This is a genomic window from Phenylobacterium sp. SCN 70-31, assembly GCF_001724605.1.
GTDB lineage: Bacteria > Pseudomonadota > Alphaproteobacteria > Caulobacterales > Caulobacteraceae > Phenylobacterium.
Genome location: NZ_MEEX01000026.1, coordinates 25,684 through 42,981 on the forward strand (window position 1 = coordinate 25,684; position 17,298 = coordinate 42,981).

A 17,298-nucleotide genomic window follows, 5' to 3' on the forward strand; every position below is an offset into this window, starting at 1 on the left:
GCGCACTCTCACGCCCGAAGGGGATACGCCATGCAGTACATGATCCTGATCTACGAACCCGAGGACGGCTACGCCGGGGCGGCCGGCGAGGCCACGCTCATGGAGATCGTCGCCAGGCACACGGCCCTGGCCGAGGACCTGGAAGCGCGGGGCGTGCTGCAGGGCGGCGGCGGACTGCAGGAGACGTCCACCGCCACCACCATCGTCACGAAGGACGGCCGGCAGACGCTGCACGACGGCCCCTTCGCCGAGACCCGCGAACACCTCGGCGGATACTATCTGGTCGACGTGGCCGACCTGGACGCCGCGCTCGAGATCGCCCGCCGCGTGCCGGTGATCGACGGCGGAAAGGTCGAGGTCCGACCGCTGGCGGACTATTAGGCGGATCGCCGGATGGACCGGATCGGCGCGGCGATCGCGGCGGCGCGGCCGCGTGTGGTGGCCGCGCTGGCCGGCCGTCTCCGCGACCTGGACCAGGCCGAGGACGCCTTCTCCGACGCCACCGCGGCCGCCCTGGCCGCATGGCCCGATCAGCCGCCCCGCGATCCCGCCGCCTGGTTGTGGCGCGCGGCGCTGCGGCGGGCCATCGACGCCCAGCGACGCGCCGCCGTGCGCGGGCGGGCGCTTCCCGACGCGCCCGCCCCGACCCCCACGCCCGAGGACATCCTGGTGAGCGCCGAAGAGCCGATCCCGGACGAGCGGCTGAAGCTGATCTTCGTCTGCTGCCATCCGGCGCTGGCGCCGAGGCCCGCGCGGCGCTGACGCTGAAGGTGATCTGCGGGCTCTCCACTGCGCGCCTGGCCCGCGCCTTCTTCACCGCCGAGCCGGCCATGCTCCAGCGCATCACGCGCGCCAAGCGCAAGATCGCCGCCGCCGGCGTGGCGTTCGAGGTCCCCGGTCGCGCCGCCTGGCCCGAGCGGCTGGAGGCGGTGCTGGCGACCCTCGAGGTCGCCTACGCCCAGGCCTATGAGGACGCCGCCCTGGCCGACCGGGACGTCGCGCCCTTCGCCGGCGAGGTGCTGCGGCTGTCGGGCCTGCTGGCCGAACTCATGCCGGACGAGCCCGAGGTCCTGGGGCTGGCCGCGCTGGTCCGCTTCGCCGAGGGCCGCCGTCCGGCCCGGCTGGACGTCACGGGCGCCGCCGTTCCACCTGAGGCCCAGGACGCCACCCTCTGGCGCTCCGATCTCATCGCCGGGGCCACCCGCCTGCTGGACCGGGCCGCCGGGTTCGGCCGCAGCGGCCCCCGCCAGATCCTGGCGGCCGTCCACGGCGCCCACTGCGCCCGGCGTGAGACCGGACGCACCGACTGGGCCACGATCGCGGCGCTCTATGACGTCCTAGCGCGCATCCGCCCGCATCCGGCCGTGGCCGTGAACCGCGCCGTCGCGTGGGGCGAAGCCTACGGCGCCGAGGCGGGCCTCGCCCTTCTGGGCGCCGTGACCGGGCTGGACGCCTGGCTTCCCTACCAGGCCGCCCGCGCCCATCTCTGCGCCCGGGCCGCCCGCGCGCCCGAGGCCGCCCGCGCCTGGACCGTCGCCCTGGCGCTCGACCCGCCGCCCGCCGAACGGCTCTATCTCGAACGGCGGCTGCGCGAGCTGGCATGAGCGCCGGTTGAGCCGGCCGGCCCAAGGGGTTATCGCCCTCCCGGACGATGCGGCGGCCAGCATCTCTGCACAAAGCCGCCAAAGGAGCCACCGGAGGAGCCGCCATGCCGCAAGACCGTCTCGATACCCTGCGCGACGCCGCGCGGACGGCCTGGCTCTACGTCCTACCCCTGATCGAGATGGCGTCGCCGCGCACCCGCGCGTTCGCGGGCGGCGCCCCGCCCAACGCCTTCGCCCACGGCCGCGACCTCGTGGGTCCCGCCGACCGCGACATCACCACACCGAACAACGACACCCTCTATTCCTCGGCCCACCTCGACCTGTCGCATGGACCCGTCACGCTCACCCTGCCGGCCAGCGGAGACCGCTATCTGTCGGTGGCGCTGATGGACGCCTACACCAACAACTTCGCCGTCCTGGGAACGCGCAGCACGGGCCGGAACGGAGGCCGTTTCCGCCTGGTCAGCCCCAGCGAGGCCGCGCACGGACCCGAGGTGGTGCGCGCGCCCACCCCGTCCGTCTGGGCCCTGGGCCGGATCCTGGTGGACGGCCCGCACGACCTGGACGCCGCCCGCGCGGTCCAGTCGGGCCTGACGATCCAGGGGCCGGCGGCCGAGCCGCCGCCGCCCTGCGCCGAACGCCACGCCGACTGGCCGGCCTACTTCGACAGCGCCGCGCGCCTCCTGGCCCGCAACCCACCGCCCGTCACCGATCGCGCCCGGCTGGAGGCGATCTCGCCGCTTCGTCTGGACGACTTCCGCCCCGACCGCTTCTCGGCCGAGGAAGCGGCGGCCATCGCCGAAGGCGTCGAACAGGCCCGCGGCGACATCTGGCGCAGCGGCATCAAGGGCCAGGGCTTCGTCGACGGCTGGTCCTACCCGTACACGCGCCTGGGCGACTTCGCGCAGGAGCATCACTACCGCGCCAGCGTCGCGGTCGGCGGCCTGGCCGCCCTGCCGCCGGAAGAGGCCATGTACATGCGCGCCCGGGGCGACCTGCCGCGCGCCCTGTTCGACGGCCGCCACGACTGGCGTCTGCATTTCCCGGCCGAGGCGCCGCTGCCGGTGGACAGCTTCTGGTCCCTCAGCCTCTATGAATCGACGCCCGACGGGCAGTTCTTCTTCACCGAAAACCCGCTGGGCCGCTACGCCATCGGCGACCGCACGGCCGGGCTCGCCCACAACCCCGACGGCTCCCTCGACATCTGGATCGGCTCGCGTCCGCCGGCGGCGGGAGACTCCAACTGGCTGCCCGCGCCCGAAGGCCCGTTCGCCCTCTTCATGCGCGCCTACCTGCCCCGGCCCGAGTTGCTTCACGGCGCCTATCGCCTGCCCCCCGTCCGCCGCGTGGACGACTGACGCCGCACGTCCGGCGCGCACCGGGTCTTCAGCCCATCCCGTGCGCCTCGGGGATAGGCGACGGCGCGCCCTCGGGCCGGCGGACGAGGTCCTCGGCCTTCGCCCCCGCCTCGTAGCGGGCCAGCAGGTCGTCGGGATCGAACCCGACGCCGATCGGGTTCCCGGCGAACACCTCGCTGCGCATGAACGCCTCGGCCTCCTCCGTCGAACAGGTCTCGACCTGGAACTCCATCCGGTTGCCGTCGGGGTCGCGATAGTAGAGCGACAGCGTGAAGCCGTGATGGATCGGCCAGTAGGGCAGGATGCCCTTCGCCTTCAGCCGCCGGTAGGTGTCCAGCAGGTCGCCGGCGTCCGCATAGGTGTAGGCCACGTGGTTCACGCCCACCTCGCCCCGCGCCTCGCCGCCCCCGGGCTTCAGCACGTCGAGGTTCGCGAAGGCGAAACGGTGATGCTCGTCGTCGTACGTCATGAAGGCCAGCGCCGGCTCCTGGTGGACCACCCGCGCCTCGAACACGTCCTCGTACCAGGCGATCATCTCGTCGTAGCGCCGGGTCTGATAGACCACGTGCGCGAACTTCACCGGCTTCGCCATATCGCCCTCCCGGCGGCCCGCGCCGCCCTCGGGACAGTGAACCACGTTCTCGGACCGGAGCTCCAGCGATTGTCCCGGCCGGGATGTCGCGCGCGTCCGCCCCCAAGCGAAAAGGCTGGCGCCCGAAACAGGGACGCGCCAACGTCCCGCCGGGTCGGGGGACTTCTGGCCGGGGAGACGACTATGACCATGATCGACAGACATCGCCGCCACGCCGTGCGAGCCATAGCGGGCGTGTCCGCGTCCGTGGCCGTCTTCGGCGTCGGCCTCACGAGCATGACGGAGGCGCAGGCCCAGCCGCAGCGCAAGCCCGACCTCGCCGATGCGGTGGCGGGAACCTACGCCGGGGACGTGATCTCCGACTCGCGGGGCTCCAGCCGCAGCGACGTGACGCTGACGGTCACGCGCACCGGCCCGAACACCGTGCAGGTGACCTCGGACTATCCGCGCCTGCCCGTCATCACGGTGCCGCTGACCACGGCGATGAACACCATCCAGGCCGCCCGGGGCGACAGCGTCTTCCTCTACGACCGCGACAAGAAGCAGCTCGACGTCAGCTTCCACATGGAGGTCAGCTGGTCGGGTGTCAGGCGATAGGGCTCCGCCCGTTCGCGCGCTCCAGCCCGTTCGCGTGCTTCAGATCGCGCCGAAGCACCAGGCCAGGATCGACTTCTGGGCGTGGATGCGGTTCTCGGCCTCGTCCCAGATCAGACTGGCCGGACCGTCCATGACCTCGTCCGTCACCTCCTCGCCGCGATGGGCGGGCAGGCAATGGAGGAAGACCGCGTCCTTCGCCGCCTCGCCCATCAGGCGGGCGTCGACCTGATAGGGCTCAAGGGCTTCCAGCCGCTCGTCGTGGTCGGTGTCGCCCATCGACACCCAGGTGTCGGTGATGACGCAGTCGGCGCCGCGCACCGCCTCGCGCGGGTCCTGGGTGGTCTTCACCTGGCCCTGCTGCTCGGCCGCCCGGGCCAGGTCCATCATATCGGGGTGGAAGACGGCCGGTGTGGCGATGTTGAGCCGGAAACCCAGCTTCGGCGCGGCGTGGATGAAGCTGGAGCAGACGTTGTTGCCGTCGCCGACCCAGGCGAAGGTCTTGCCCTCCACCAACCCGCGATGCTCCTCGAAGGTCATCAGGTCGGCCAGGATCTGGCAGGGATGGCTCCTGTCGCTGAGGCCGTTGATCACCGGGATCGTCGACCACAGGGCCAGGCGCTCGACATCCTCGTGGACGTTCGAACGGATCATCACCGCATCGACCATCCGCGACAGGACCCGGGCGGTGTCCTCGATCGGCTCGCCGCGGCCGAGTTGCATGTCGACGGCGTTGGAGATGATGACGTCGCCGCCGAGCTGGCGCATGGCCGCGTCGAACGAGAACCGCGTCCGGGTGGAGTTCTTCTCGAATATCATGGCCAGCGTCCGGCCTTCGGCGGGACGGTCGGCGTCGGGGCGCCCCTTGGGCCAGCCCCTGCGGGCCGCCTTGCGGGCCTTTGCGTCCTCGAGGATGGCGCGCAGCTCGTGGCCTTCGAGCTTCCAGATGTCGAGGAAGTGCCGGGGCGCAGGGGCGGGAGCGGTCATGCCAGGACCGCCGCTTGCGACCGGGCCCGGGCGACTTCGCAGGCGCGCTCCAGCATCTCCATCGCCTCGCGCGCCTCGTCCAGCGACAGGTTGAGCGGCGGCAGGAGCCGCACGCAGTTGTCGCCGCCGCCGGCGATGAGCAGGTGCTGGTCGCGGGCGTGCTGCATGAACTCGCGGTTGGGCGTGGCCAGCTTGATACCGATCAGCAGGCCCTTGCCGCGGATGTCGAGGACCACGTCCGGGAAGCGGTCCTTCAGGCCCGAGAGCTGCTGGTTGAAATAGCCGGCGACCTCTCGGGCGTGGGCCAGCAGCTCGGGCTTGATCAGCTCCTCCACCGAGGCGACGCCCACGGCCATGGCCAGGGGATTGCCGCCGTAGGTCGAGCCGTGGCTGCCGGGCGTCATGCCGCGGGCCGCCTCGGCCGTGGCGAGGCAGGCGCCGACGGGGAAGCCGCCGCCGAGAGCCTTGGCCACCGCCATGATGTCGGGATCAGCCCCGCCGTCGGCCCACTCGTAGGCGAACAGCTTGCCGGTCCGGCCCAGGCCGCACTGGATCTCGTCGTAGATCAGCAGCGTCCCGGTCTCGTCGCAGAGCTGCCGGATGGCCTTCAGCTCGGCTTCGGACCACGAGCGCGCGCCGCCCTCGCCCTGGACGGGCTCCAGCAGGATCGCGGCGGTGGTCGGCCCGACCAGCGCCTTCAGCCCCTCCAGGTCGCCGAACTTCGCCTGCACGAAGCCGGGCAGCGCCGGGCCGAAGCCCTCGACGTAGCTGGGATTGCCGGCGGCGAAGATGGTGGCGATCGTCCGGCCGTGGAACGAGCCGTCGAAGCCGATGATGTCGATGCGCTCGGGATGTCCCTTGACCCAGTGATACTTGCGCGCCGCCTTGATGGCGCACTCGATCGCCTCGGCGCCCGAGTTGGTGAAGAAGGCCACGTCCGCGAAGGTGTTGTCCGTGAGCAGCTTCGCCAGCTTCTCCTGGTTGGGGATGCGGAAGATGTTCGAGGTGTGCCAGAGCTTTTCGGCCTGGTCCTTCACCGCCTGCACCAGCCGCGGATGGCTGTGGCCCAGGGCGTTGACCGCTATGCCGGCCATGCAGTCCAGGTAGGCCTCGCCCTCGGCGGTGAAGAGTCGCGAGCCCTCGCCTCGCTCGAACGCCAGCGGGGCGCGCGCGTAGACGCCCATGATGTGATCGCTGGGAACGGGCGCGGCGGTCGTCTCGGCCACTTCGAAAGCCCTCCTGAAAAGGAAGCGTCCCCGCGGCATGGGCGGCGGGGACCGGAAGGCTTGGCGTTTTCGTCTCGAAGCCCTGGCGTGTCAATGATTTGCGAGCGGCGTCCGGCCCGCGGGCCGGCGGACCGTCAGGTCTTGATCTTGTAGCCCACGCGGAACATCCACAGGCACGCCCATCCGAGCGCCAGGGTGAGGATCGCCGTCATGGCCGCGCCGACGGCCAGGTTGCTCTCGGCGTGGCCCAGGAAGCCGTACCGGAAGCCGTCGATGAGATAGAAGAACGGGTTGTAGTGGCTGAACGTCCGGAAAGGTTCGGGCAGCCGCTCCACGAGGTAGAAGGTGCCCGACAGGAACGTCATCGGCATGATGACGAAGTTGGTCACGGCGGCCATGTGGTCGAACTTCTCGGCCCAGAGACCGGCCATGATCCCGATGAAGCCCATGATGAGCGCCGCCCCCAGGCCGAAGTAGACGATGGCCCAGGGCTGGGCGACCGGCAGCCGCGCGAACGGCAGGATCGCCGCCAGGCTGACCACGCCCACGAGGATGCCACGCGTCGCGGCCCCGGCGCCAAAGCCGACCACGTGCTCGCCGGGGGTCAGGGGCGGGGTGAGGAAATCGCCCATCAGGCCGTTGAACTTCGCCTGCAGCAGCGACGATGAGGCGTTGGCGAAGGCGTTGGACAGGATTTGCATCATGATCAGGCCGGGCGCCACGAAGGTCCCGTAGGCCACGCCGTGCACCTCGCGCGCGCCGCCGACCGCCACTACGAACACGAGCATGTAGAGCAGCGCCGTGACGACCGGCGCGGCCAGGGTCTGCATGCCCACCTTCAGGAAGCGACGGACCTCGCGCACGTAGAGGGTCCTGAGGCCCGGCCAGTTCACGCCCGGATAGGCGCGGGGCTGGGGCGGCAGGACGGTCTCGACGTCGGGCATGTCTCGCATGGCCGAGATGTGCGCCCACGGACGCGGGAGCGCAAGGCGGCGCGCCGTCCGTAGCGCGACGCACCCGCGCCCAATTCCGACTCAACATCTAGTTCCTGTGGATGATCGCGATGGCGCCTATTGTGGCCATTAGCGAGTTGTTTACTACTGATAGTGGTTGGTGGGCGGCGAGATTGCTGATCGCCACAAGATATTGACGCCGGCGCCGCCTCAGGCGCGCCGGGCCCTCTGGTGGGAGGCCGATCATGGGCTGGACCGACGAACGCGTCGAACTTCTGAAGAAACTCTGGCAGGACGGCCTTTCGGCCAGTCAGATCGCCAAGCAACTGGGCGGGGTCACCCGCAACGCCGTCATCGGCAAGGTCCACAGGTTGGGGCTGTCGGGCCGCGCGGCGCCGTCGAAGCCGCAACGGACGACCTTCAAGGCCCCGCGCCCGGCTCGCCCGGCGCAGGCGGCCCCGGCCGCTCCGCGCCGCATCGCCGAACCGGTGGCGGCGCAACAGGCCGCGCCGGCCCCTGTGCGATATGTCGACGAAACCCCGGGCACGGCGACCGTGCTGACCCTGGGCGCCCATATGTGCAAGTGGCCGATCGGCGATCCGTCGCTGGACAGCTTCACCTTCTGCGGCCGCCGGTCGGAGGAGACCGGACCCTACTGCCACGAGCACGCGCAGGTGGCCTACCAGCCCGCCCAGACCAAGAAGAAGTCCAGCGCCGCCGAACTTGCCCGCAGCCTGCGCCGCTACATCTGAGATCCGCTGGGAAGCGGCCCGACATCCGTTGGGGATGGGAGGCGCGCCGGGAGCCGAAGGTCGCGAAAGCATCCTTGAGGTTCCGGGCGCGCTTCTTTCGTTTCGAGACCTTGATCCTCAGGCGGGCCGCAGGGTCTGCGCACCACCTGCATAGCGGCTGGACGCGAGCCGGCTACGCGTGGGTCTGGACTTGCGCCCGTCGAGGTAGGTCATGATCGCCTTCGCCTGCATCCTCGCAGCGACCGGGCCGCTCGCCGCCTGGTGGCTCTGGCGTCGGGGGGCCGCGATCACGCGGGCCGTCGTGGGACTGCTGGCCCTGGCCTACCTGCTGGGCGTGTGGGCCGTGCTGATCGAGCCGCAGACCCTGAGCGTCCGGGAGGTGGCGGTGGAGAGTCCCGCCTGGCGCGGCGCGCCTGTGCGGATCGGTGTGTTGTCGGACGTGCATGTCGGGCCCGACCACATGCCGCCTGACCGCGTCCGCCGGATCGTCACGCGCCTGAACCGCGAGCGACCGGACGTGATCGTATTTCTCGGCGACTATGTGGGCGGCCACGCGCCCGCGGCGCAGCGCAGCGAGCCGGATCGCGCCGAGGTGATGAAAGGCGTCGCCGCCCTGGGCGAGGCGCGGGCGCCGCTCGGCCGATACGCAGTGCTGGGCAACCACGACTGGTGGTTCGGCGGCCTCCTCGTGGAGGCAGCCCTGACCCGGGCCGGCGCGCCCGTGCTGGAGAACCGCGCCGTGCGGATCGATCGCCCGGGCGGGAGCTTCTGGATCGCCGGCCTCGCGGACATGGAGTCCGCCCGAGCCTCGCCCTCGGCGGCTGCGGCGCTGCGCGAGATTCCCGACGGTGAACCGGCGATCGTCCTGACGCACTGGCCCGACACCTTTCCCGGCATCCCCGACCGGATCGCGCTGACCCTGGCCGGACACAGCCATTGCGGCCAGGTGAACCTGCCGTTCGTGGGACGGCCAGTCCTGCCGTCGCCAGGCTCGGCGCGGTGGCCCTGCGGCGTCTACCGTGAGGGCGAGCGGCAGCTCTACGTCACCGGCGGCGTCGGGACATCGATCCTGCCGGTCCGTTTCCGCGCCCCGCCAGAGATCGTGATTGTGACCCTGAGCGCAGCCCCCTAGCCTGCGCCCGGCATGACGGATTCCGCCGCTCCCGACTCCGCCGCCGAGAGCGGCAACGCCAAGGCCTATTCGGTCTCGGAACTCGCGTTCGCGCTGAAGCGCACCCTGGAGGACTCCTACGGCTTCGTGCGCCTCCGCGCCGAACTGTCGAAGGTCACCCACCACTCCAACGGCCACGTCTACCTGACGCTGAAGGACGAGCGCGCGGCCATCGACGGCGTGGTGTGGAAGGGCAGTGTCCGCAATCTCTCCATCCGGCCCGAACAGGGCATGGAGGTGGTGGTCACCGGCAAGATCACCACCTATCCGCAGGGCTCGCGCTACCAGATCGTCATCGAGACGATGGAGGCGGCCGGTATCGGCGCGCTTCTGGCCCAGCTCGAGCGCCTGAAGCAGAAGCTGGCCGCCGAGGGTCTGTTCGACGCCGCCCGCAAGCAGCCCCTGCCGTCCATGCCGGCGGTGGTGGGCGTGGTCACGAGCCCCACGGGCGCCGTGATCCGCGACATCCTGCACCGCATCCGCGACCGCTGGCCCTGCCGGGTGATCGTCTGGCCGGTCGTGGTCCAGGGCGACGCGGCGGCGGCTCAGGTCTCGGCGGCGATCCGAGGCTTCTGCGCGCTTCCGCCCGAGGGTTCGGTTCCGCGGCCCGACGTCCTGATCGTCGCCCGCGGCGGCGGGTCGGTGGAGGACCTGTGGCCGTTCAACGACGAGGGCCTGGCGCGCACCGTCGCCGACTGTCCCATTCCGCTGATCAGCGCCGTGGGACACGAGACCGACACCACGCTGATCGATTTCGTCTCGGACCGCCGCGCGCCCACGCCCACCGCCGCCGCCGAGATGGCCACACCGGTGCTGGCCGAGTTGAAGGCCCTGGTCTCGGATCTGGGCGCGCGGATGCACCGCTGCGGCGGTTGCGTGGTCCAGGACCGGCGCGCAAGGATCGACGCGGCCGAGCGGGCGCTGCGCCGCGTGCCCGACCTCGTCCGACTGGCCGAGCAGCGGTTCGATATCGTCTCGGGCCGACTGGGAGCGGGCCTCGCCCGGAACGCGGCGATCCACGAGCGCGAGCTGGTGCGGGTGGCCACGCGGCTCTCGCCCCTGCTGCTGCAACGCCCGCAGGCGGTGCAGAAGGACCGGCTGGATCGCCTCGCGGAGCGGCTCGAACCCGCGGCCCTTCGGCGACTGGAACGGGCTTCCGAACGCCTCGACGGTCTCGGCAAGCTGCTGATCTCGGCCGACCCCGACCGGCCGCTCCAGCGGGGCTTTGCACGGGTCTCTCGCGCCGACGGCCGCCTGGCGCGTGCGGGCGCCGAACTCATCGCGGGCGAAACCGTGGCCATCACCTTCGGCGACCGTGTGACCCGGCAGGCGGTGATCGACGGCGCCTCCGGCGACACCGCACCCCTCTCCGCGCCGGAAACGCCTCCGAGGACTGCGCGGCCCAGGCCGAAGGCCGCCCCACCGGAGCAGGGCGACCTGTTCTGAGGCGCACCCCGCCCGCGAACACCTGTCAAGCGACGGTCGGACACGCTAAATAGCGGATATGAACGCCCACGACCGATCCCTCGGCGCCAACGATCTCGCAAAGCTGCACTACGGCGACGGCGACTACGCTGTGCTGCGGCCCGGCCGGCACGTGCTCTGCGCCGTGACCGGCCAGAAGATCCCGCTGGAGCAGCTCCGCTACTGGAGCGCCGAGTTGCAGGAAGCCTACGCCGGCCCAGCCGAATCCCTGAAACGCTGGCGCGAGACGCGCTGAGCCTTCCCGTTCGGCGCAACACCAGCAGGCCCGCCTCCGAAGGGGGGCCCGGGCCGCGGCGTCGCCGACGCCTACCTGCGATACACCTCGTTCGGCCAGCGCTTATGGACCCAGAACCATTCCGCGGGACGGGCGCGAATGCGTTCCTCCACGAAGGCGTTGATTCGCCGCACGCCGGCCTCGACGTCGGCGGCCCGATCGCCGGTGTCCTCGAGATGGATCGGCTCGTGCGCGATCACCTTGAATCGCGCCCCTGGGCCCGTGCGCTGGACGCTCATGGGCTGAAGGGGGACACCGAACCGAAGCGCGAAGGTGGAAGGGCCGGGGGCCGTATGCGCCATCACGCCGAAGAAGGGCGCCGCCACGCCGCCGTTGAACTTCTGATCGTTCATGAGCGCGACGGATTCACCCCGCTCCAGCCCCCGCATCAGCTCGCGCGCGCCGTCCAGCCCCTTGGGCGCGAACAGCCGGACCCCATAGCGGAAGCGGTTGCGCCGCACGCGGGCGTCCACGTACGGGTTGTTCATGGCCCGATAGGTGATCTGGCACCGGACCCCGGCCTTGATGATCATGGCCGGCATCACCTCGAAGCTGGAGAAGTGGCCCGAGACGAACACCACCGGCCCGCCGCCGGCCGCGATCCCGGCCAGGCGTTCGGCCCCCTCCACTTCCACCCGGCCTGTGTCGGCAACGATACGGTCGAGGATGAGGAACTCGGCTAGGGTGCGTCCCAGTTCAGTCCATTGCGCCCGGAGGAGTTGGTTAATCTCGGCCTCGGCCGCCTCGGGGAAGGCGATGCGGAGATTGCGCTCCGCGACCCGGTGGGCGCTGGTCACGGGTCCCAGCGCGCGAAAAATTCGCGCGCCGAAATTTGAAACAGAATCAATTGGAAAGAGGCGTGCGAGGGCGCAGACTGCGTCGAACAGCGCCGCCTCTAGCATCCAAATCGAAACTGCCACGTATGAGTGCTTAGGTGCGGCCATTAACCTTCCTAGGCCAGGCTGCACGGGGTCGGCAATGGAGGCGGCTGGCGTGAGAGTTGCGATGTCTCAACCACGGAGTCCCGAAGCGGGACTAAGGGAAATCATGGTCGGGGATTCCATGGACGAGATCGACATCCACCTGGGTCGGCGTCTCCGCCGCCGGCGTCGCCTCCTCGGGCTCACCCAGCAGGAGCTGGCGCATGCCTGCGGCGTGCGGTTCCAGCAGATCCAGAAGTACGAGTGCGCGGCCAACCGCATGTCGGCGGCCCGCCTGTGGCAACTGGCGGAAGTGCTGGAAGTTCCCATCAGCTACTTCTACGAGGGCCTGACCCGCGACCAGCGCGAGAGCATGGAGCGCGAGACCACCAGCGCCAACGAGACCCTGGCCAGCAAGGAAACCCAGGATCTCATCCACGCCTACTACCAGCTCGGCGAGCGTCCCCGCCGCCGCCTGCTGGACCTCGCCAAGGCGATGAACGGCGAGATCGAGGCCTGACCCCGATCCGCCGGACGGCCTGTCGCGCGCGTCCCAGATTCGCCTGACGCAACGGCCGCGAGACAGGCTAAACGGGGGTCATGAGCCCCCCCGTATCCTCCCTCTCTTCCTCCCGGTTGGCCGAGCTGGACAGCTTCATCCTGGAGCTGAACCGCGCGGCGGCCGACGTGATCCTGCCCCTCTTCCGCGGCGCGCACGGGGTGGTGAACAAGCAGGCCGCGGGCTTCGACCCCGTCACCGAAGCCGACAAGGGCGCAGAGCGCGCCATCCGGTCTCTGATCGCCGCACGCTATCCGGAGCACGGCGTCATCGGCGAGGAGTATGGCGAAGACCGTCCGGACGCCGAGTTCGTCTGGGTGCTGGACCCGGTGGACGGGACCCGCGCGTTCATCGCCGGCCTGCCCCTGTGGTGCACCCTGATCGGCCTGCGCCATGCCGGCGCGCCGGTGCTCGGCTCGATCGCTCAGTCATACCTGGGAGAGATCTACCTGGGCCACGCCGGCGGCTCGCGGCTGGTGAGCCCCGCAGGCGAACGACCTCTGAAGGCGCGCGCCTGTCCCAGGCTGACCGACGCCCTGATCGCCACCACCGACCCAGAGGCCTGTTTCACGGGTTCGGAACTGGGCGCCTGGCGCCAGGTGCGGGCGGCCGCGCGGCTGGCGCGCCTGGGGTGCGACGCCTACGCCTACGCCATGGTGGCGGCGGGCACGATGGACCTCGTGGTCGAGGCCGGGCTGAAGAGCTGGGACATCGAAGCCGCGATCCCGGTGATCGCGGGTGCGGGCGGAATCACCACCGACTGGCGCGGCCAGCCGGTGGGGCGCGACGGGGGACAGATCGCCATCGCCGGAGATCGCGCCTGCCTCGACGAGGCGCTCATCTCGCTTCGCCGCGCCGCCGCCTGACGCGGCGCGGCTGGAGCCCGTCCAGCCTTGGGGACGGTCAGGCCTTGGCTGGCGGCTTCTTCGCGGTCTTGGGAGCGGCCTTCGCCTTGGGCGCCGACTTCGCCGTCGCAGGCTTCGCGGCCTTGGGGGCGGCGGCCTTCGCAGGCGGGGCCTTGGCTGCGGTCGCCTTGGCCGGAGTCGCCTTGGCCGGAGTCGCCTGGGCCTTGGCCTTCGGGGCGGCCTTCGGGGCGGCCTTGGCCGGCTCAGCCTTGGGTTTGGCGGCGGGCTTGGGCTGTGCGGGTTGGGCGGCCTTCGCCTTGGGCGCCGACTTTGCGGGCGCCGGCTTTGCGGCCGGAGCCTTCGCGGCCGGCTTCGTCGTCTTTGCCGCGGGGGCCTTCACCGCGGCAGCCTTCGCCTTGGCCTTTGCAGGCGCCTTCGCGGGAGCCTTGGGCGCCGCAGGCGTCTTCGCAGCCTTGGGCTTTGCCGTCTTCGCCTTGACCGCGGGCGGCTTGGGCGCTGGGGAAGCGGCCTCGACGACGGCGGCCGGCGCGGGTTCGGACGCCGCCGGAACGGGCGCGGGTTCCGGGACCGGCGCGGGCGCGGGCTTCGGCGCTTCCGCGACAGGCGCCGGCTTGGACGCCTCGGGGGCGGGCTTCGGGGCTTCGGCGGGCTTCGGCGCCGCCTTGCCGGTGAGCGCGTCGAACACTCGCAGGAAGATGTTACGCATGTCGTCCGTCTCCATGAGGATTTCGTGGTATGCGCCGGGGACGGCGACGAGCCGGCCCTGGGGAAGGTTTCGGGCCGCCGCGGCCTGGGCGGCGTTGTCGACCAGACGCTCCTCGCCCGCCGAGACGATCTCGACAGGGAGGGTCACGCCGCGCAGCCGTTCGGGCTGCGACAGCCATGCCGTGGCCTTCAGCGCGAAGTCGAGCCAACCCCACGTCGGGCTGCCGAGCGCGAGTTCGGGACAGGCCGCAAGCTGGGCGCGATAGCGGGCGTAGCGCGCCGGATCATGGGTCAGCACATTGCCTTCGAACGCCTCGGCGAACGGGTCGCTCGCGCCGCCCACCGTATAGCGTCCGGCCCGGCCCAGAGTGACGTTCAGCCACGTCAGCGCCCCGGCGACGCGCGGCGACACCTTCCCGAACTGCAATCCCAGCATCGGCGCCGACAGGCAGGCGCCCGCGAAGCGCGCCTCGCCATAGGCCAGGGCCAGCAGGGTGAGGCATCCGCCCATGGAATGGCCCACCGCGATCCAAGGTTTGGGCAGGCGCGGCTCGTAGGCGTCGAGCAGCCGACGGTAGTCCTCCAGGAAGCCTCGGTATCCGCGGGCGTGTCCCTTCAGCCTGTCCGGCAGATCGCGCGCCGACAGTCCCTGGCCGCGCCAGTCATGGGCGAGGACGACGAAGCCGCGCGCCATGAAGTCGGAGATGGTCTCGAAATACTTCTCGATGGGCTCGGTGCGCCCGCCCGAGAGCACCACCGAACCGCGGTGCGGACCCGGGGGCGTGAACAGCGCCGCGCGCAGCTTCGCCCCGCCGGCGCCGACGAACCAGGCCGCTTCGGCGCCCTGCGGCACGGGCGCCTCGGGGACGCCGACGAGGGGTGCGGTGTCGCTCATGGCCGACTAGGCCGCCCTCTCGAACAGCGCCTGGATCTGCCGCTGGAGGCTGAAGGCGAGGCTCATGTCGGACAGCTTCATGCGGCCGGTCATGACCGCGCGCATCGGATCGAGTTCGCCCTTGCCGAGACGGACGAGGTCGGCGCGGCTGACGGAAACCACGAGGTCGGCCGGGCGGTCGTCGTTGGTCACGACCGGGCCGTCCAGATGGATCACGCCCTCGCCCTTCAGGTCGAGCTTGACCTTAAGCGACAGACCCTCGCCGGACGCCGCAGCCTGGCGGATCCGGTCGGTCAATTCCTCGAGACTGGCCATGCCCCGTCGCGACGCTCCTGAGTCGGTGGCGAGCTTCGCTTCGCGCGGCGGCCATGTAAACCTTCGCCGCCGCCGCTATGCGGGTTTGACGAACTTCAGCGTCATCCGGTCGCTCTCGCCGATGGCGTCGTAGGCGGTGCGGTCGAAGTTCGGATCGTCGGGTTGGCCGCGGGGCGACGAACGCCCCACCGGGGCCAGGGTCCAGACTCCGAAGGGATGGTCGCGGGTGTCGCTGGGGTTGGCGTTGATCTCGCTGGTCGCGGCCAGGCGAAAGCCCGCCTCCTGGCCCAGGCGGATGGCGTAGGCCTGGTCCACATATCCGCTTTCGGCCAGGACATCCGGCACGCCGCCCGGCGCCGCCCGATGCTCCTCCACGCCCAGGACGCCGCCGGGCTTAAGGGCCAGGAAGGCGTCGCGGAACGCCTTCTCGGCGATGCCGGCCGCCATCCAGTTGTGGAGGTTGCGCAGGAAGAGGGCGAGGTCGGCCGACCCCGCGGGGGCCACAGGGCCGCTGGTGGCGCCGAACCCGGTGATCTCGACATCGCCATAGACGCCGCGGCCGTTCGCGAACCGCCGGCGAAAGGCCTCGACCACCTCACGGGCCGCGGGATCGGGCGGATCGCCCAGTTGCAGATGCGCGGCGTAGAGGCGCCCGCGCGTGCCGGCCAGGAACGGCGCCAGGATCTCGGTGTACCAGCCGGCTCCCGGCCAGAACTCCACGACCCTGTCGCCGGGCTTCAGGCCCCAGAAGGCGAGGCTCTCGGCGGGGTGACGCCAGCGGTCTCGCGCGCGGTCGGCCGGCGTGCGCCAGGGACCGGCCACCGCTTCGGCCACAGTGCGCGGCAGGCGCTGGCCCGGCTGGCCGCCACAGCCCGCGAGGGCCGCGGCGCCCGTCAGCACCAGGCGTCGGGAGGGATGGATCATGGGCGGGGCGCCCCTTGCGTTCGAGCGCCCCCGCGGCCGACCGTCCCGCGTGTGCTAGCCGCTGAGGCGGCGTGGGTCAAAGGCCCCATCCGGCCTCTACGAGGCGGCCTTGACGAACCGCAGGGTCATCCGATCGCTCTCGCCGATGGCGTCGTACTTGGTCCGGTCGAAGTTCGGATCGTCAGGCTGGCCGAACGCGGCGGTGCGGCGCACGGGCGGCAGGGTCCAGACGCCGAACGGATGGTCCTTGGTGTCCTTGGCGTTGGCGTTCACCTCGGATTTGGCCTGCAGCTTGAAGCCCGCCTTCTCGATGGCGGCGATGACCGTGGCCTCGGACATGTAGCCCGTGGCGAACTTGGGATCCTCGGGCTTGGGATCGGACCGGTGCTCCTCGACCGCCAGGACGCCGCCGGGCTTGAGGACGGCATGGATGTCCTTCAGCACCTTTTCCAGCATGGCCGGCTGGGTCGCCCAGTTGTGGATGTTGCGGGCGGTGATGACCATGTCGGCCGAACCGGGCGCGCCCAGCGCACCCGAGGTGGGGCCAAAATTGGCGTAGCGCACCTTGCCGAATTTCGCCTCGTCGGCATAGCGCGCCTCGAAGGCCGCCCGCCCCTTCTTCGCGGCGTCCGACAGGCTGGGATTGTCCAGGTCCGCGGCGGTGGCGACATAGGTTCCCCCCGTGGCCTTGGCGTACGGCGCGAGGATTTCGGTCCAATAGCCGCTGCCGGGCGACAGCTCGATCACCGTCTGATTGGGCTTGAGGCCCCAGAAGGTGAGGGTCTCGACGGGATTGCGCGCGCCGTCGCGAGCCTTGTGGGCGGCGCTGCGCTGATCGCCGGCGACGGCGGCGGCAAGCTGGGCGTCGGCGGCCCGGGCCACGGCGGGGGCCACGGCGGGAACGGTGAGTGCGAACACGGCGGCGGCGGCCATGGCGGCGCGGAGCATTGGGGGATTCCTCCTGGTTCCGATGGCGCGACCGTAGGGCGTGACGCGGTGTTGGCAACCCCTCGAAGCCGCCAATCCCTTGAAGCCCCCGCCCCCTTGAAACCCTGTAGGGCGCGCCTAACTCATGGCGTGGAGGCGCTGGATGTCCGGGCCTCCTGGGCTGCAGGCGC

20 protein-coding genes are annotated in these 17,298 nt (G+C 71.0%); 11 read left to right on the plus strand and 9 right to left on the minus strand.

Going from position 1 to position 17,298, the window contains the following annotated elements:
• Nucleotides 1-30: 30 nt before the first annotated feature.
• The 4 genes from ABS78_RS17445 to ABS78_RS17460 all read left to right on the plus strand — a co-directional run bounded on the left by ABS78_RS17445 (nt 31) and on the right by ABS78_RS17460 (nt 2,962).
• Complete coding sequence (locus tag ABS78_RS17445; protein ID WP_293382221.1) at nt 31-381, plus strand: YciI family protein; 351 nt, start codon at nt 31-33, stop codon at nt 379-381.
• A 12-nt stretch (nt 382-393) separates the two neighbouring features.
• Nucleotides 394-762: a sigma factor gene (locus ABS78_RS17450; RefSeq protein WP_293382224.1), complete on the plus strand. Its 369-nt coding sequence runs from the start codon at nt 394-396 to the stop codon at nt 760-762.
• A gap of 8 nt (nt 763-770) precedes the next feature.
• Entirely contained in the window at nt 771-1,604 is an 834-nt protein-coding gene (locus ABS78_RS17455) for a DUF6596 domain-containing protein (protein WP_293382227.1), read from the plus strand.
• Nucleotides 1,605-1,708: 104 nt separating this feature from the next.
• A complete protein-coding gene (locus ABS78_RS17460) occupies nt 1,709-2,962 on the plus strand; it encodes a DUF1254 domain-containing protein (RefSeq protein ID WP_293382230.1) in 1,254 nt (417 codons plus the stop codon).
• A 28-nt stretch (nt 2,963-2,990) separates the two neighbouring features.
• Here ABS78_RS17460 and ABS78_RS17465 read toward each other — a convergent pair whose 3' ends face one another.
• A complete protein-coding gene (locus ABS78_RS17465; protein ID WP_293382233.1) occupies nt 2,991-3,554 on the minus strand; it encodes a VOC family protein in 564 nt (187 codons plus the stop codon).
• A 183-nt stretch (nt 3,555-3,737) separates the two neighbouring features.
• On the opposite strand from ABS78_RS17465, the gene ABS78_RS17470 reads away from it, so the two are divergent.
• A complete protein-coding gene (locus tag ABS78_RS17470; RefSeq protein WP_293382236.1) occupies nt 3,738-4,151 on the plus strand; it encodes a hypothetical protein in 414 nt (137 codons plus the stop codon).
• Between the two features lie 39 nt (nt 4,152-4,190).
• On the opposite strand, the gene argF is transcribed toward ABS78_RS17470, so the two are convergent.
• The 3 genes from argF to ABS78_RS17485 form a co-directional block, all read right to left on the minus strand.
• Nucleotides 4,191-5,135, minus strand: coding sequence for an ornithine carbamoyltransferase (gene argF / locus ABS78_RS17475; RefSeq protein ID WP_293382239.1), 945 nt, complete (start codon nt 5,133-5,135; stop codon nt 4,191-4,193).
• Nucleotides 5,132-6,319 (minus strand): aspartate aminotransferase family protein, encoded by a 1,188-nt coding sequence (locus ABS78_RS17480; protein WP_293382411.1) that lies wholly within the window; start codon nt 6,317-6,319, stop codon nt 5,132-5,134. The genes argF and ABS78_RS17480 overlap by 4 nt, the downstream gene beginning before the upstream one ends.
• 176 nt (nt 6,320-6,495) lie before the next feature.
• Nucleotides 6,496-7,314, minus strand: a complete 819-nt coding sequence (locus ABS78_RS17485; RefSeq protein ID WP_293382242.1) for an ABC transporter permease — start codon at nt 7,312-7,314, stop codon at nt 6,496-6,498.
• Nucleotides 7,315-7,559: 245 nt separating this feature from the next.
• Between ABS78_RS17485 and ABS78_RS17490 the strand changes: the two genes are divergently transcribed.
• The 4 genes from ABS78_RS17490 to ABS78_RS17505 all read left to right on the plus strand — a co-directional run bounded on the left by ABS78_RS17490 (nt 7,560) and on the right by ABS78_RS17505 (nt 10,957).
• The gene (locus ABS78_RS17490; RefSeq protein WP_293382245.1) at nt 7,560-8,066 is read left to right on the plus strand and encodes a GcrA family cell cycle regulator; all 507 of its coding nucleotides are present in this window, start codon (nt 7,560-7,562) and stop codon (nt 8,064-8,066) included.
• A gap of 211 nt (nt 8,067-8,277) precedes the next feature.
• Nucleotides 8,278-9,198: a metallophosphoesterase gene (locus ABS78_RS17495; protein ID WP_293382248.1), complete on the plus strand. Its 921-nt coding sequence runs from the start codon at nt 8,278-8,280 to the stop codon at nt 9,196-9,198.
• 12 nt (nt 9,199-9,210) lie between these two features.
• Complete coding sequence (gene xseA / locus ABS78_RS17500) at nt 9,211-10,683, plus strand: exodeoxyribonuclease VII large subunit (RefSeq protein WP_293382251.1); 1,473 nt, start codon at nt 9,211-9,213, stop codon at nt 10,681-10,683.
• Nucleotides 10,684-10,741: 58 nt separating this feature from the next.
• Nucleotides 10,742-10,957, plus strand: coding sequence for a DUF2093 domain-containing protein (locus ABS78_RS17505; RefSeq protein WP_293382254.1), 216 nt, complete (start codon nt 10,742-10,744; stop codon nt 10,955-10,957).
• 71 nt (nt 10,958-11,028) lie between these two features.
• Here the strand turns inward: ABS78_RS17505 and ABS78_RS17510 are convergent, their stop codons facing one another.
• Nucleotides 11,029-11,940: a lysophospholipid acyltransferase family protein gene (locus tag ABS78_RS17510; protein ID WP_363083505.1), complete on the minus strand. Its 912-nt coding sequence runs from the start codon at nt 11,938-11,940 to the stop codon at nt 11,029-11,031.
• A gap of 103 nt (nt 11,941-12,043) precedes the next feature.
• Here ABS78_RS17510 and ABS78_RS17515 point away from each other — a divergent pair, with 103 nt between their 5' ends.
• Both ABS78_RS17515 and hisN read left to right on the plus strand, forming a co-directional pair.
• Complete coding sequence (locus ABS78_RS17515) at nt 12,044-12,436, plus strand: helix-turn-helix transcriptional regulator (protein ID WP_293382257.1); 393 nt, start codon at nt 12,044-12,046, stop codon at nt 12,434-12,436.
• Between the two features lie 80 nt (nt 12,437-12,516).
• Nucleotides 12,517-13,341 (plus strand): histidinol-phosphatase, encoded by an 825-nt coding sequence (gene hisN, locus ABS78_RS17520; protein WP_293382260.1) that lies wholly within the window; start codon nt 12,517-12,519, stop codon nt 13,339-13,341.
• 37 nt (nt 13,342-13,378) lie between these two features.
• Here the strand turns inward: hisN and ABS78_RS17525 are convergent, their stop codons facing one another.
• From ABS78_RS17525 to ABS78_RS17540, 4 genes are all read right to left on the minus strand, one after another.
• Nucleotides 13,379-14,941: an alpha/beta hydrolase gene (locus tag ABS78_RS17525; protein WP_293382263.1), complete on the minus strand. Its 1,563-nt coding sequence runs from the start codon at nt 14,939-14,941 to the stop codon at nt 13,379-13,381.
• 6 nt (nt 14,942-14,947) lie between these two features.
• A complete protein-coding gene (locus ABS78_RS17530; protein ID WP_293382266.1) occupies nt 14,948-15,256 on the minus strand; it encodes an SCP2 sterol-binding domain-containing protein in 309 nt (102 codons plus the stop codon).
• A 75-nt stretch (nt 15,257-15,331) separates the two neighbouring features.
• On the minus strand, nt 15,332-16,180 hold the full coding sequence (locus ABS78_RS17535) for a methyltransferase (RefSeq protein WP_293382269.1): 849 nt from the start codon (nt 16,178-16,180) through the stop codon (nt 15,332-15,334).
• A 96-nt stretch (nt 16,181-16,276) separates the two neighbouring features.
• Nucleotides 16,277-17,128, minus strand: a complete 852-nt coding sequence (locus tag ABS78_RS17540) for a methyltransferase domain-containing protein (protein ID WP_293382272.1) — start codon at nt 17,126-17,128, stop codon at nt 16,277-16,279.
• Between the last annotated feature and the right edge of the window lie 170 nt (nt 17,129-17,298).

Bases quoted from the DNA above. Each gene is read 5' to 3' on its own strand.
- ABS78_RS17510 (WP_363083505.1), bottom strand. From the start codon at position 11,940: ATGGCCGCACCTAAGCACTCATACGTGGCAGTTTCGATTTGGATGCTA.
- ABS78_RS17535 (WP_293382269.1), bottom strand. From the start codon at position 16,180: ATGATCCATCCCTCCCGACGCCTGGTGCTGACGGGCGCCGCGGCCCTC.
- ABS78_RS17490 (WP_293382245.1), top strand. From the start codon at position 7,560: ATGGGCTGGACCGACGAACGCGTCGAACTTCTGAAGAAACTCTGGCAG.
- argF (WP_293382239.1), bottom strand. From the start codon at position 5,135: ATGACCGCTCCCGCCCCTGCGCCCCGGCACTTCCTCGACATCTGGAAG.
- ABS78_RS17480 (WP_293382411.1), bottom strand. From the start codon at position 6,319: ATGGGCGTCTACGCGCGCGCCCCGCTGGCGTTCGAGCGAGGCGAGGGC.
- ABS78_RS17540 (WP_293382272.1), bottom strand. From the start codon at position 17,128: ATGCTCCGCGCCGCCATGGCCGCCGCCGCCGTGTTCGCACTCACCGTT.
- ABS78_RS17465 (WP_293382233.1), bottom strand. From the start codon at position 3,554: ATGGCGAAGCCGGTGAAGTTCGCGCACGTGGTCTATCAGACCCGGCGC.
- ABS78_RS17530 (WP_293382266.1), bottom strand. From the start codon at position 15,256: ATGGCCAGTCTCGAGGAATTGACCGACCGGATCCGCCAGGCTGCGGCG.
- ABS78_RS17515 (WP_293382257.1), top strand. From the start codon at position 12,044: ATGGTCGGGGATTCCATGGACGAGATCGACATCCACCTGGGTCGGCGT.
- hisN (WP_293382260.1), top strand. From the start codon at position 12,517: ATGAGCCCCCCCGTATCCTCCCTCTCTTCCTCCCGGTTGGCCGAGCTG.
- ABS78_RS17525 (WP_293382263.1), bottom strand. From the start codon at position 14,941: ATGAGCGACACCGCACCCCTCGTCGGCGTCCCCGAGGCGCCCGTGCCG.
- ABS78_RS17495 (WP_293382248.1), top strand. From the start codon at position 8,278: ATGATCGCCTTCGCCTGCATCCTCGCAGCGACCGGGCCGCTCGCCGCC.
- xseA (WP_293382251.1), top strand. From the start codon at position 9,211: ATGACGGATTCCGCCGCTCCCGACTCCGCCGCCGAGAGCGGCAACGCC.
- ABS78_RS17450 (WP_293382224.1), top strand. From the start codon at position 394: ATGGACCGGATCGGCGCGGCGATCGCGGCGGCGCGGCCGCGTGTGGTG.
- ABS78_RS17470 (WP_293382236.1), top strand. From the start codon at position 3,738: ATGACCATGATCGACAGACATCGCCGCCACGCCGTGCGAGCCATAGCG.
- ABS78_RS17485 (WP_293382242.1), bottom strand. From the start codon at position 7,314: ATGCGAGACATGCCCGACGTCGAGACCGTCCTGCCGCCCCAGCCCCGC.
- ABS78_RS17460 (WP_293382230.1), top strand. From the start codon at position 1,709: ATGCCGCAAGACCGTCTCGATACCCTGCGCGACGCCGCGCGGACGGCC.
- ABS78_RS17445 (WP_293382221.1), top strand. From the start codon at position 31: ATGCAGTACATGATCCTGATCTACGAACCCGAGGACGGCTACGCCGGG.
- ABS78_RS17505 (WP_293382254.1), top strand. From the start codon at position 10,742: ATGAACGCCCACGACCGATCCCTCGGCGCCAACGATCTCGCAAAGCTG.